Source organism: Peristeroidobacter agariperforans, from assembly GCF_004138335.1.
In the GTDB taxonomy this organism is placed as follows: Bacteria; Pseudomonadota; Gammaproteobacteria; order Steroidobacterales; family Steroidobacteraceae; genus Steroidobacter; species Steroidobacter agariperforans.
On the sequence record NZ_RYFW01000001.1, the window covers coordinates 2,276,385 to 2,289,289 of the forward strand.

Genomic DNA, 12,905 nt, shown 5'->3' on the forward strand with positions numbered 1-12,905 from the left:
TCTAACTCTGAAGCGCCGATGAATGGTTACAATTCGCTGCTTGCTTTATTCCTTGGAGTTAGCTGCGGCTTTTTCTTCTTCACGCGCACCGGCAAGGATGCCGGGTAGCGCATAGTTGCCTTCGTGACAGGCGTACTCGTAGATGGGCTGGTCGGTGTAGTGGAACGGAATCTCGCCACGCCACGGCGTGCTGAACGTGTCCGGATCCTCGACCGTGAATTCGTAATGGATGGTCTGCTTTTCGGTGCGCGTGAAGCGCTCGGTCACCTTGAGCTTCGGTGACACGGGAATAAGGCGATAGCTCGCGCCCTGGCCGATCTGAATCGGCTGAGCCGGATTGAAGTTGGTCGTCTCCACGACCAGCGTGTCGCCTTGCCAGCGGCCAATGGAGTCGCCCATCCATTTTCGGACGTGATCCGGCGGATGGGTGCCGCCGAGCCTGATGATGCGCGCATCGTGGACCATCTCGACGTGAATCAGCACGGCGTCGGCGGATTGCACGATCTGATAGTTGCTGTTGTACATTACCGGCAGCATCGGCGGTCCCGAGTTGCTGCCAAAACCCAACAGGCAGCGTTCGCCGACTGCGCGTTGCTCCGGGCCGTCGAATGCGCCTTGGGCGGCACGCGCCGTGCGTGCGGCGAGCCGCTGCTGACCGGGTTCCGATAGCGCCGGCACCTGGCCATCCTCGGGATAAACGATCAGCGAGCTGCGCCGCTCGCCTTTGACATTCGCGACCTTGTTGGCGGGATCGAACCAGAACACGTTGTAACCGCCGACGCTGCCCTTCGGCAGTTCCTTGTTGAGGTCGCTGGGGCGGTCGGACTCGGCGGCGAAGTCCTGCATGCGCTTTTCCATCTGCAGCGCCTCGGGTTCGCTCAGCACCAGTTTATTGCCCAGCGCCTTGGGACGTTCGACCGGCGTGAGCGTGGCGTTGGTCCAGATGCCTTGCAGATCGGGGTGGCCGTCCGTCGTGCGAGGCGCTTTGTAATTGCCTGCCAGGGCTGCGGCCGACGCCAGTGTCATGCAAATTGCCGCACCCAGGTGAATCGAATACGCAGCGTTGCCCGGTTTCATCGCGTCCCGCCTTTCCTTGATGATCGAAACGATCGCCGTGAGCGGGGAGTATTGCAGAAGCCGTGCGCGAGACGGCCAACGTTGACCGTTCTTCAGCTTCGAAGGTCGGGTTCTGCGCCGCGGTCAGTCTTAGTGATTTTCTGAGCTTTGCGGCAGCGAATCGTCGATTTTCGCGAGCACGGCAAGCGCGGCCTCATATCGTGATTGGTCGGCGCGTAACAGCGGCAACGCGTCCTTCACCGTCGCAAGCAATTCAGGCGCGGCGGCGATCAGGCGGGCATTGGCTTCGGCACTGCCATCGTCGGGGCCCGCGGCGTTGTGGCACAGCGCGATATGCCAGACGACACCGTCGATGACCGCGTCGATACACGGCTCGCTGGGATAACGTGGATCGAGACTGACGATCCAGGGTCCCGGGGTGTGCTGTGCCATCCTGCTTACCTTCTACCGGCTGCTTTTGCTGATTCGACTCTCCGTTGAAAGAAGTTCAGCCCTAAAACTCGAAAATAACCGCAGCAGCCTCGGCCCGATTGTCCATCGCCAGTTTGCGTTGTCAACACAATGACGAGCGCGATTCTCCGCAATCACTGTCGGGCGCATCAGGGAATGCCTGATGTCGGATGCACGGTCCGGCGCTTGAGCGGCCTCGGCATGGCGTCGTTAGATAAAGCCATTCGAGTGGGAGTGGTGAGAGATGGACCGCTTTTCGGCCGCCGCGCAAGTGGCGGCCTTTTTTCTTGTCGCACTCATGGCCAGTCCGCTCGCCCGGGCGTGCGAAGACTGCGAGCGGACGTCACAAAAAACACCCACCGGCCGCGTCGATGTGACAGCGGCGGTCGATGCCGCCACCTCGTTTGTCGTCAAGGCTCTGCGCAGCCTCTATCCCTCCTACAAAGTTTCCATCGTCGAAGGCGAAGCGGTCGATGCGACCCCGACCGTGGCCGAATATGCTGCCGATTACGATGCCCGCGACGGGCAGCGCAGCGTCGAGCTCCCTGGCTTCCGCCATCGCTACGCCTGGCAGCTGACTTATCGCGATGAGCCGCCGACGGCATTGTCACAGTCGACGCCGGCAGAACGAGTCCAAGGCACGGATGTAACGCTCGATGATTCCTACGTGCTCGGCCTGAGATTCGAGCTGGATTACGGTTGGCAGCGTTAGGCGGGCTTGCGGCCGCTGATGACAGGGATGTGCCACACCGCGTACTGACGCGGATCCAGAATCGCGTCGATCGCCTGATCGAACAGCGCACGCACCTCCTCGAGGGTCAGCTTGCTATGTTCAGCAAGGACCTCGGTGTATCCGTCGCGCCACGCCTGGATGATGGTGGCGAACGTCTCGCGGGGCACGCGCACCGTGTCGACGACCACGTAGTCGACGTGCAACTCCTGCAAGCCCAGGTCGTTCATGATCGCCCAGGTGCGGCGGCCGATGCGGGCGTCGGTGTGAGTCCGGCGCGTATATTCGACGACGCCCTCGTGCCACAGCCGATCCGGATCCACCGCCCCGGCCGGCATATGAAGCATGCCGTAGTCCTCGCTCAGTACGTGCACCCAGCCGCCCGGACTGCAAATGCGATTCAATTCGCGAATGACTTTCTCCGGCTCGGGCACGGCTTGAGTCATGTGCCGGCACACGACCAGATCGAACTGACCGCTGCCGAACCGCAACTCGAACGCGTCGCCCTGTTCGAAGCGGACCCGGGGGGCGAGCGCCGCGTGCACTCGGCGCGCATGAGCTGCGGAGCTTTCCAAAATATCTACACCGACGATCTGCGCCTGCGGATAGCGGGCGGCCAGGCGGCTGGTGATTTCCCCGCTGCCGCAGCCGATGTCAGCAATGTGTGACGGCTCGTGGTAACGCGCCAGTAATGATTGTTCCTGCGGCCAGATCGCTTCGGCCTGTGCACGCAGGTTGCGGACCATCGATTCGTCCGCCATCTGCTCGGCTTGCGGATTGCGATGCTTGCTCATGCCGGCCATGATGAGCCCGTCGATGGCGCCCGCAAAGGCTCAGCTCGCGGGCAACGGAACCATTACACATTCGTCGGCCCGCTAATAATCGAACGCCTGATTATCCAGGCGGCCGCCAAGAGCGAATCTGTACCTATGGCGTCGTCGGTGTTCACCCCAGCCCCGGAAGACCTGGCATCTCTGCCGGACGCGCAGCGTCTCATCGAGCAGTTGCGAGAGCAGTTGGCCGAGGAGATTGCGGCGCGCACCCGGCTGGAACGCAGTCTCGATCTGCTGGATCGGCCGCTACAGAACGTCGGCGATGGTGTTCAGTTTCTGAGCGACGCCTTCGAGGATCTCAGCCAGCTGTTCCATGGATACCGGGATGCGCTCAGCTCGCTTCGGAGCACGCACACACCGGCCGCTGCCCAGCTCGCGGATTTACGCGAGATGGAATCCGCTTGCGATCTGGAGTTCCTGGAGCGCGAAGTGCCAACGATCTGTGCGCGCTCACGGCGCGAGGCGGTGAGGGCGGCCGAGCTGGTGCGCGCCTTGAAGGAGTTTGCGCACATCGAGCGGACCGGACCGCGCTCGCCTGCGACCTGAATGTATCCGGATACGTAACTTTTGTAAGCCTGACGGCCTGAATGGCGACCACGTCACATTCGTGCTCGCCTGTCCGCGCCAAACTACTGTCGCTTAAGGTTTCATCGTACAGCGCCTGAGAGTGTCAGTAGTTAAGATCCGGCCGGTCATTCCCGGTCTCGTCTTTCGCCATTTGCCTAGCGCCAACCGAGGGAAACCTAACGTGTATCGCCGCTCATTCGCCGCCATTGCACTGACTGCCGCCCTGCTGAGCCCGCTGGCTCACGCCGAGGGCGAGAAGAGTCTGCGCGTGCACTGGAACAAGTCGTCCGAGACCGATCTGGCGACGGTGGTGATCGGCGACTACCAGGAGTCGCCGGAGTCGAACTACCTGATCGGCGCCACCTATGGCTACCAGTACAGCGACACGCTGTTTACGTTGCCGTTGGAGATGACCGCGAACGTCGGCGTGCAGTGGTTCGATGAGCAGGGCTACCAGGAGAACGGCTACGGCCTTACGGCGTTCATCAAGGCGCACTATCGCTGGGAGCTGCCGTGGACCGACAAGCAGGTTCGGCTCGGGCTGGGTGAGGGACTCAGCTACGTGTCGCGCATTCCGATGAGCGAGGTCCGGGACTTCGCCAAGAAGGATGGCGCCGAGTCGGAAAAGTTGATGAATTATCTGGAGTGGACCATCGACCTGCCGCTGCGCCAGTTCGAGCCGCTGCACGGCTTGTTCGGCGGTGCCATCGAAGAGGCGTCGGTGGGCTTCCTGGTGTGGCACCGCTCCAGCGTGTTCGGGCTGTTCAGTGAGACCGGCGGCGGCGTGAACTTCATGGGCTTCAGCTTCGAGGCCCAGTTCTGAGCGCCGGCGCCGTCGATAGAATCAACGATAACGTGGCATGGAGTTGGCAATGAAGCTGGAAGTGATGTCGATCAGTTTCCTGCGCAGTGGGGCGCTGTCGGTCGAAGTCGGCGCGCAGTCGCAGAAGGACACGCCTGCCGAGCCGTCGCTCGACGTAGTGAAGATGTGGGTGTACCTGCCCTCCTATAACAAGGCCGACCGCATGGAGGAGATCCTCGAGGCGGCGCTCAACATCGCGCGCCAGTCGCTGCGCTGAGCAGCACCGGGCGCTGACGTTTCTTATAAGTCTCCTCGTCGTTTCTGAGGAGCATCCGCCGGGGCCGCACGTATAAGATTCCCCCAACCGCGCCGGCCAAGGCGCGGACAACTACTGGGGGATTCGATGCGGCCATTCCGTTGCGCGGTACAGCTTGTTTTGCAGGGCGCGATTCTCGCGGTCCTTGCTCATTCGACTTGGGCCGGCGCCGCCGACGTCGATGCCGCCCGCCTGCTCGCTGCTCCTGGCAACAACGCTGACTGGCTCACGCACGGCCGCACTTACGACGAACAGCGCTTCAGTCCGCTGGCGAAGATTCACCAGGGCAACGTCAACGAGCTGAAGCTCGCCTGGTTCTACGATTTCGACACCACGCGCGGCCAGGAAGCGACGCCGCTGGTGATCGACGGCGTCATGTATGTCACATCGTCGTGGAGCAAGGTGTTTGCACTCGATGCGCGCACCGGTCGCGAGCTGTGGCGCTTCGATCCCAAAGTCGACGGCGCCAAGGCCATCGATGCCTGCTGCGACGTCGTCAATCGCGGTGTTGCTGCATGGGGAGATCGTGTGTTCGTCGGCACGCTCGACGGACGTTTGATCGCGCTCGATCGCGCGACCGGCAAACTCGCGTGGTCCGTCCAGACGACCGATCCCACCAAGCGCTACACCATCACCGGCGCGCCCCGCGTGATCGCGGGCAAAGTCATCATCGGCAATGGTGGTGGTGAGATGGGCGTGCGCGGCTATGTCTCTGCCTACGATGCGAACGACGGCAAGATGGCGTGGCGTTTCTATACCGTGCCGGGCAATCCCAAAGATGGCTTCGAAAGCCCGGCGCTCGAGCGGGCTGCGAAGACCTGGCACGGCGAGTGGTGGAAGTACGGTGGCGGCGGCACCGTGTGGGATTCGATGGCCTACGACCCGCAGCTCGATCTTCTCTATATCGGCGTCGGCAACGGCAGCCCTTGGAATCATCAGATCCGCTCCAAGGGCGAAGGTGACAATCTGTATTTGTCTTCGATCGTGGCGTTGCGCCCGTCGACTGGCGAGTACGTGTGGCATTTCCAGACGACGCCGGCGGAGTCGTGGGACTTCACCGCGACTCAGCACATCATCCTGGCCGATCTCACGATCGATGGCAAAGCCCGCAAGGTGCTGATGCAGGCGCCGAAGAACGGCTTCTTTTATGTGATCGATCGCGCCACGGGCGAGTTCATTCACGCCAAGAACTATGTGCACGTGACCTGGACGACGGGGCTCGATCCGAAGACCGGCCGGCCCGGCATGGTGCCCGAGGCGCGCTATCTGCGAGAGCCGGCGATGGTGTCCCCAGGGCCGCTCGGTGCGCACAACTGGTATCCGATGTCTTTCAGCCCGCAGACGCAGCTGGCGTATATCCCGGCGTTGGAAGCGTCGAGCTATTACAAACACGACGACGGGTTTCAGTTCCGCGATCGCACTTGGAATACGGGAATTCAGATCTCGCGCGACCCCGCGAATGCGAAGACGGTTGCCGACGCAGCTAAGGGCAAAGGCGGAGCGATGTTGCTCGCGTGGGATCCCGTGGCTCAGCGTGAAGTGTGGCGAGTGAATTATCCGCGTGCGGGCAACGGTGGCTTGCTCACGACCGGTGGCAAGCTGGTGTTTCAGGGTTCGGTCGACGGCATGTTCAACGCGTACGCCGCCGATTCGGGCGCGCGCTTGTGGTCGCAGGATGTGCAGAACGCGATCCTCGGCGGCCCGGTGACGTTCGAACTGGATGGCGAGCAATATGTGACGGCGTTGGCGGGCATCGGCGGTGTGGCGGTTGCTGGTGTTCTTGGCGCGTCGCAGCCTCGTAGCCAATATGGTCGTGTTGTGACGTTCAAGATGGGTGGCAAGGCGGAATTGCCGGCGTTGATCTCCAACAACGTGCGCAAGCCGCCGGATGTGCGCAGGGCGAACGCGGAAGGCGATGTTGCATCGGGGCAGCGTACGTACGACAACGTTTGCTCCGTGTGCCACGGAATGAATGCGCGTAGTGAGACGGCGATCCCGGACTTGCGTTACTCGACCGCCATCGTTTCTCGCGACACGTTCAAGTCGATCGTGATTGATGGGGTGCGTGCGAGTAAGGGGATGGTGGGGTTTGGCTCGACGCTAACGCCGGCTCAGGCGGAGGAGATCCGGGCTTATCTGGTGTCGTTGGCGGTTGCGCTCTAAGCCTTCTTAAGACTTCTAAGAGAAGAGGCGTTGGTGCTCGCATCGCCAGGGCGGGGTATCTCTTCCCGGCACCGGGCGCCGGCCGTCGCGCATTCCGCTCCTTGCCGCACGTCCATGATGAGCCCTGCTGTTGCGGCCCCATCCCTGTGCCGCAAAGCTGCCGGGAAGAGATACCCCGCCCTGTCGCTGGCGATGGCGCGACTGAGCGGCTGGCGTAGGAGGAGAGTCGTAGCTTTCGGGCTGTAACTTTCCTCCTCTTCCCGTGCTAAACCTCCTGAGTGCCTTGGCGGCAAGAGATCCGCTTGGCAGACTCCGCCCCTTCCAAACCGTCACGGAAGCCTCGACATGACCCGCTCAATGGCGTTGGTTGCTCTCCTTGCCACTCTCATCTCCTTGCCCGCGCTCGCTGCCGAAACCCGGCACACCGTAATCCTCGGTGGCAACAAGGCCGGTATACAAATAACGAACGTCGCTGCCGACGGCACGCGTGAAGTCTCATACGAGTTCACCGACCGCGGTCGTGGGCCAAAGATCGTCAGTCGGATCAAGGTCAACGAAGCAGGCTTGCCGGTCTCTGTGCAGGCCAGTGGCAACGACTATCTGAAGGTGCCGGTGAAGGAGACGTTCACGCTCGAACAGGGTGTCGCGCGTTGGAAGAACGATGCAGAGAGCGGCGAGAAGAAACTCACGGCGCCGGCGTTCTATGTCAGCTTGCAAAGCGTCCCCGAAGAAGGGGCGCTGCTCGCCAACGCGCTATTGAAAGCCGAAGGGCAGAAGTTGGCGCTACTGCCTGAAGGGCAGGCGACTGCGCAGCGCGGCGATGAGGTGACGTTGAAGTCCGCCTCCGGCACGCGCCGAGTCATGAGTTACGAAATCTCCGGTCTTGGCTTCGCACCGGAAACGATCTGGCTCGATGAGAACGGTGCGTTCTTCGCAGCTGTGAGTAGTTGGTCCTCCTTCATCCTCGAGGGTTGGGAATCGAGCGTCTCAGAACTCATGGAGTTGCAGGACAAGCGCGCCAACGTGCGCATGCAGGAGAGCGCGCGTGCGCTGACGAGGATGCCGAAGGGGCCGCTCGCGATCGTCAACGCCAATCTGTTCGACTCGCAGACCGGTAAGTCCATTCCGGGCTCGACTGTTCTGGTCGAAGGCAATCGCATCAAGGCGGTCGGCGCAGACGGCAAAGTCGCGATTCCCGCTGGGGCCGAACGGATCGATGCGCGCGGGCGTGCGCTCTTGCCGGGCCTGGCGGATATGCACGTGCATCTCGGTGAGCACGAGGGCGTGCAGCACCTTGCGGCTGGTGTGACGATGGTGCGCGACATGGCCAACGATCCCGATGCACTGCTCGGTTTCAAACGTCGCTTCGATGCGGGCGAGGAGCTCGGCCCGCGCATCTTCATGTCCGGCATCATCGAAGGTCCCGGTCCGTTTGCCGGTCCGACGAAGGTGCTCGTCGACAACGAAGCGAAGGCGCGCGAGGCAGTCGATAACTACGCCAAGCTCGGCTATCAAGGCGTGAAGATCTACAGCTCGGTCAAGCCGGAGCTGGTGCCCGTCATCGCCAAGCTAGCGCACGACAAAGGGCTGCGCGTCGGCGGTCATGTGCCGGCGTACATGACCGCGCGCCAGTTCATCGAAGCGGGCGCGGATGAGATGCAGCACATCAACTTCGTTTTCCTGAACTTCTTCTTCGATGAAGTGCAGGACACGCGTACGCCCGCACGTTTCACATCGGTGGCGCAGCGTGGGTCGAAGTTGGATCTCAACTCCTCCGAAGTGCGCTCCTTCGTGCAATTGATGAAGGACAAGCACGTCGTGCTCGATCCCACCGTGACCGTGTTCAACACGATGATGACCCGCCAGCCCGGCACCGTCGGCCCCGGCTATGCGCCGATCGCAGGCCGGTTGCCGCCGCAGATCCGCCGCTCGCTGCTCACGGGGGGCTTGCCGATTCCGAAAGGCAGCGAGCAGCAGTATCGCGACTCGGCCGACGCGTTGTTACGAATGATCAAGCTGCTCTATGACTCGGGGATTACGCTGGTTGCGGGCACTGACGACCTGCCGGGTTTCACCTTGCACCGTGAATTGGAGTTGTATGTGCAGGCAGGCATTTCGGCGCCGGAGACATTGCGTATCGCGACATTGAACGCCGCGAAAGTGCTCGAGCGCGAGGCGGACCTGGGCGCGATCGCGCCTGGAAAAATTGCGGACATGATCCTGGTCGACGGCGACCCGGCGCGCCGGATCAGCGATATCAGAAACACCGACCTGGTCGTAAAAGACGGCAAAGTTTACGAAGTGGACGCGCTCTATCGCAGCATCGGCGTGCTGCCGCGTTGAGGGCGGAACCGGCCCGGTGTCAAGTCCGTTTCTCAGCTAACTCACATTGGTGCCCGAGCGAGGGGCGGGAGTTGGCAATGACGACATTGAGGAACAATCTGTTGATAGCCGCGACGGTGGGATTGATGGCGCTCGGCGGCTGCGCCACCACCGGCGGCAGCTTGAGCAGTTCGGCGAGTCGACTGGAGCGCAACGCGAATGCTCTTCACGACGAGGCTCAGGATGATGATGCGCGTTCGGGATTCCAGCGCGATGCCAGGGAGCTGGCGGAAGAGGCGCGTGAGTTCCGTCGCACCGTGGAGGACCGCAGTTCTTCGAAAGAAGATATGCGAGAAGCTTTCAGCGACGTGTCAAAGCGCTATCATGCGATGAGAGATGAAGTGGAGCGTTCGCAGAGCCGGGAAGCGGAACAGGAGTTTCGGCCAGTCACTGAGGCCTACCTGGACGTGGAGCGCGAGATGCGCTCGCGCGACGACGATCGGGATCGGTATGCGAGCGACGATTGATCCGGGATCAAATATCGATTGGGTAACCGTCTATACAGCCTGATCTGTCTGACGGCGCTGGCGGCACCTGTGGCTGCCAGCGCCGATTCCATGCGCTGTGGCAAATGGGTCGTCAGCGAATCCGTGACCGTGGGCGAGTTGCTCAGCAAGTGCGGCGAGCCGCAAAGCCGGGAAGTCACCAAGGACGACGTCTTCATGACCACCGTCAACGGCGGGCGTGTGAAGACGGGAGCGCAGACGGTGACAGAGCGCTGGATCTACCGGAACTCATCCCGATCTTTGCCGATGCTCGTGGTCATCATGGATGGCAAGATCGTCAGCCTGACGCGCGCTGACAGCTAGGCGTCGTTCTTGTTCCGAAGTGCGGCCGGGCTGCGTTGCCCGGCCGCGCGAAACTCACGCCGATCGAACGATCACTCGGCCTTGCCGGCCAGCTTGTTGCAGCTCTGCACGTCGCGCGCACTCATGTCGCGGCCGCGGCTCGCGTAGGACGTGAGCTTGCCCAGCGTTTCCGCCACTTTGCGGCATTCCTTCATGTACGAGTCCAGGCTGCCACGACGGTCGCCCTTGCCCTCGCACTTGTCGCCTTCACAGCGCCACGTCACGCCGGAGATTTCGGTTTCGGTCGCAGCCGACACCGGCGTAGCGAGCGTCGCCTGGGCGAGGTACGAAGGGGCCGCCGCCGAAACCAGGTTGCTCGTCGCCAGAGTGCAGACCGCAATCGCACTCGCCATCGCCAACATACGCATCGTCAAATCTCCTTGGTGCAACGGATACGTTTGAACGGGGCGCACTGTATGCAGCGCAGGAAGACGAGCCAATGCGTTTTTCAGCACGAGTGAAATGCCTCGCGCTCAGGAATGAGCTGCGCGTTTTGTGATGCGTACGCGCGCGCTAAATGTTTCTTTGCTGTAGGGAAGCGGCGTTTTAGTGGCTGTTTTTCTCGAACCGCACGCACATGATGCACGGATTCGCCGCGTTTGTGAAGAATGATGAAAGAAAGATTAGCTCTGCAAGTTGCAGTTACAAGCCGTGCGCAAAATTCGCGGATCGGCGACAAGGCGAGGAGTGCGTCAGAGATTCGACGCTGCTCGTTACGACTGCAAAGAAACGTTGGCGAGTGTAACGAAATCTATCGGCGAGGGAGGCGAGCCGGAGATTGCCTCCGGCTCGCTTGCAGCGATCAGGTCTTGGGCATGTCGCTGAACAGCTCGGCCTGGTTCGGCTCCGCGCTCTTCGGCTGCGTATGGTCTTCTTTGACGTTGCGATAGCGGATCACGCCAAACACCATCTCTTCCCAGGTCTGCTCACCCCAGGTGACTTCGCGGTTCGGGTCCGGGTTCGCTTTGTTCTGCACCGAGTTGTCGAACACTTGTGTGTAGACGATGCGGGTGCCGGCCGGGACCGTCAGGGGCTTCGCGAGATCGTAGGTCGACTGCCAGTTGAAGTCGTAGGTCGGAATGTTGATCAGCGTCTCTTCACGCCCGTCCGGGTAGTGCGCAACGAAGCTCGATGACTTGCCGCGGAAGTGCGCGTGCGGGTGCAGGCTGAAGATGACCGCATCCTGATCGAACTTACGCTCGGCCTTCTCCACGTGATACTTGGTGTTCGGCGGGATCTTCAGCTTGGCGTTGACGAAGATCATGCTGCGGAAGTTGTACTTCGGCGGAGCCTTCATGAAGTACAAACCCATGCGGGTCACGTCCGTGAGCACCTGGCCATTCGGCGTGTAGTGCACCTGGAAGTGCAGCTTCGCCTTCGCCGGCAGGAGAATGCCATTGTCCTTCGGTACTTGCAGCGGCTGCGCGCCCGGGACGTAGTTGTTCAAGCTGATGTTGCCGCGAACCTCGCCGCCCGCCGACGCGATGATGTGATGAAGCACCGCTCGCTGACCTGGCAGGAAGTCGACGGCCCGCACCCAAACGTCATGATCGAGCGGGTTGTCGAGCTTGATGTTCTGATAGGGGATCGTGCCTGTCGCCGGCGTCGTGAACGGCGGCAGCTCGATCACCAGGTCCGGCTCGCCCAGTTCCCACTTCGGCCAATCCTTCTTCTGCGACAACAACGGATCTGCACCCGCGCCGCGCGGCGAGCCGGCTTCGATCCAGTGGACCAGTGTCTTCGCCTGCGCCGGGCTCAGGCCGCGATCGTTGCTGAACACGCCGTAGTGCGGATCGGCGTGCCATGGCGGCATGCGCTGCGTGCGTACGACTTCGCGAATCATCGGCGAGAAGCCGCGGATCATGTCGTAGTTGGTCATCTGCCATGGGCCGATGCCCCCCTGGCGATGACACACGACGCACTTGTCCATGAGGATCGGCGCGACTTCCTTTTCGTAGGAGATATTGGCGTGCGCGCTGCGCTTGTCGCGCTCGGGCATCTTGATCGTGCAGCCCTTGGCGGCAGTGGCGGCGGGCACGGGCTTGCCGGCCATCACCGCGTCGAGCGCGCCAGCGACACCGCCGGCATCGCCGCGATAAGCGATCTTCCAGCCCTTCGTATTCAGAACCAGTACTTCGCCGTTGCTGCTCAGGTTCAGCGATTCGCCGACCAGCTGCGCGCCATCCAGCATGATGGGCAGCTTGATGCCGGCCTGGGTCGCTTCTTTGGCGACCGCTTGCAGCGAATCGCTCAAATTCGAATTGATCGCCAGGAATGTCACGCCCTGCGCTTCGTATTTGCCTTGCAGGGCCTGCACGGCGGTGACTGCCTGGCGGGACGCGTCGCAGCCGTTGCCTTGTGCGAGCAGCACCACGGCTTTCATGTCAGAAAGATAGTAGAGCTCGTGGGAGACGCCCCGATGATCCGTCAGGCGAAAATTGTCCGCGACGCCGGCTGCGGCCAGCACGTGCGGGCTCAGCAAGAACGACGCCAGCAGGATCCCGGCACGATGAAGGTTGCGCATGTGAATTCCGTTTAACCGATTGGCCGACAAAGTGAATTGGGCTCAGTTAGTGTGCGTTGGGATGTGCGCGCTGTCCACGCGCGAGCGGGGTCAATTCGTCGCGGGCGACGCCTTCTTGATAATTCTTGTGCGTGTCCTGCGACGGGGTCGTGTTGACGTATCGATACAATTCAGCGACAGCTGCGTTCCACGTCACAAATCGACGAGGTGGGG

General features: G+C 61.8%; 13 protein-coding genes. 8 read left to right on the plus strand and 5 right to left on the minus strand.

Annotation, left to right across the window (positions count from 1 at the left end; genetic code table 11):
* Positions 1-45: 45 nt before the first annotated feature.
* Together EK373_RS09940 and EK373_RS09945 are read right to left on the minus strand one after the other, a co-directional pair.
* The gene (locus EK373_RS09940) at positions 46-1,077 is read right to left on the minus strand and encodes a hypothetical protein (protein WP_129642510.1); all 1,032 of its coding nucleotides are present in this window, start codon (positions 1,075-1,077) and stop codon (positions 46-48) included.
* A 129-nt stretch (positions 1,078-1,206) separates the two neighbouring features.
* The gene (locus tag EK373_RS09945) at positions 1,207-1,509 is read right to left on the minus strand and encodes a hypothetical protein (protein WP_129642511.1); all 303 of its coding nucleotides are present in this window, start codon (positions 1,507-1,509) and stop codon (positions 1,207-1,209) included.
* A 262-nt stretch (positions 1,510-1,771) separates the two neighbouring features.
* On the opposite strand from EK373_RS09945, the gene EK373_RS09950 reads away from it, so the two are divergent.
* Positions 1,772-2,239, plus strand: a complete 468-nt coding sequence (locus EK373_RS09950) for a hypothetical protein (RefSeq protein WP_129642512.1) — start codon at positions 1,772-1,774, stop codon at positions 2,237-2,239.
* Here the strand turns inward: EK373_RS09950 and EK373_RS09955 are convergent.
* Positions 2,236-3,060, minus strand: coding sequence for a class I SAM-dependent methyltransferase (locus EK373_RS09955; RefSeq protein ID WP_198683193.1), 825 nt, complete (start codon positions 3,058-3,060; stop codon positions 2,236-2,238). The genes EK373_RS09950 and EK373_RS09955 overlap by 4 nt on opposite strands.
* 138 nt (positions 3,061-3,198) lie before the next feature.
* Here EK373_RS09955 and EK373_RS09960 point away from each other — a divergent pair, with 138 nt between their 5' ends.
* The 7 genes from EK373_RS09960 to EK373_RS09990 all read left to right on the plus strand — a co-directional run bounded on the left by EK373_RS09960 (position 3,199) and on the right by EK373_RS09990 (position 10,129).
* Positions 3,199-3,636, plus strand: a complete 438-nt coding sequence (locus EK373_RS09960) for a hypothetical protein (RefSeq protein WP_129642513.1) — start codon at positions 3,199-3,201, stop codon at positions 3,634-3,636.
* Positions 3,637-3,838: 202 nt separating this feature from the next.
* A complete protein-coding gene (locus EK373_RS09965; RefSeq protein WP_129642514.1) occupies positions 3,839-4,480 on the plus strand; it encodes a hypothetical protein in 642 nt (213 codons plus the stop codon).
* A 49-nt stretch (positions 4,481-4,529) separates the two neighbouring features.
* Positions 4,530-4,736, plus strand: a complete 207-nt coding sequence (locus EK373_RS09970) for a hypothetical protein (RefSeq protein ID WP_129642515.1) — start codon at positions 4,530-4,532, stop codon at positions 4,734-4,736.
* Between the two features lie 126 nt (positions 4,737-4,862).
* A complete protein-coding gene (locus EK373_RS09975) occupies positions 4,863-6,938 on the plus strand; it encodes a PQQ-dependent dehydrogenase, methanol/ethanol family (RefSeq protein ID WP_129642516.1) in 2,076 nt (691 codons plus the stop codon).
* Positions 6,939-7,283: 345 nt separating this feature from the next.
* Positions 7,284-9,281 (plus strand): amidohydrolase family protein, encoded by a 1,998-nt coding sequence (locus EK373_RS09980; RefSeq protein ID WP_129642517.1) that lies wholly within the window; start codon positions 7,284-7,286, stop codon positions 9,279-9,281.
* A 77-nt stretch (positions 9,282-9,358) separates the two neighbouring features.
* Positions 9,359-9,787 (plus strand): hypothetical protein, encoded by a 429-nt coding sequence (locus EK373_RS09985; protein ID WP_129642518.1) that lies wholly within the window; start codon positions 9,359-9,361, stop codon positions 9,785-9,787.
* A gap of 18 nt (positions 9,788-9,805) precedes the next feature.
* Positions 9,806-10,129: a DUF2845 domain-containing protein gene (locus tag EK373_RS09990; protein ID WP_129642519.1), complete on the plus strand. Its 324-nt coding sequence runs from the start codon at positions 9,806-9,808 to the stop codon at positions 10,127-10,129.
* Between the two features lie 71 nt (positions 10,130-10,200).
* Here the strand turns inward: EK373_RS09990 and EK373_RS09995 are convergent, their stop codons facing one another.
* Both EK373_RS09995 and EK373_RS10000 read right to left on the minus strand, forming a co-directional pair.
* A complete protein-coding gene (locus tag EK373_RS09995; protein WP_129642520.1) occupies positions 10,201-10,536 on the minus strand; it encodes a CC_3452 family protein in 336 nt (111 codons plus the stop codon).
* Positions 10,537-10,970: 434 nt separating this feature from the next.
* Complete coding sequence (locus EK373_RS10000) at positions 10,971-12,692, minus strand: redoxin domain-containing protein (RefSeq protein WP_129642521.1); 1,722 nt, start codon at positions 12,690-12,692, stop codon at positions 10,971-10,973.
* Positions 12,693-12,905 lie beyond the last annotated feature (213 nt).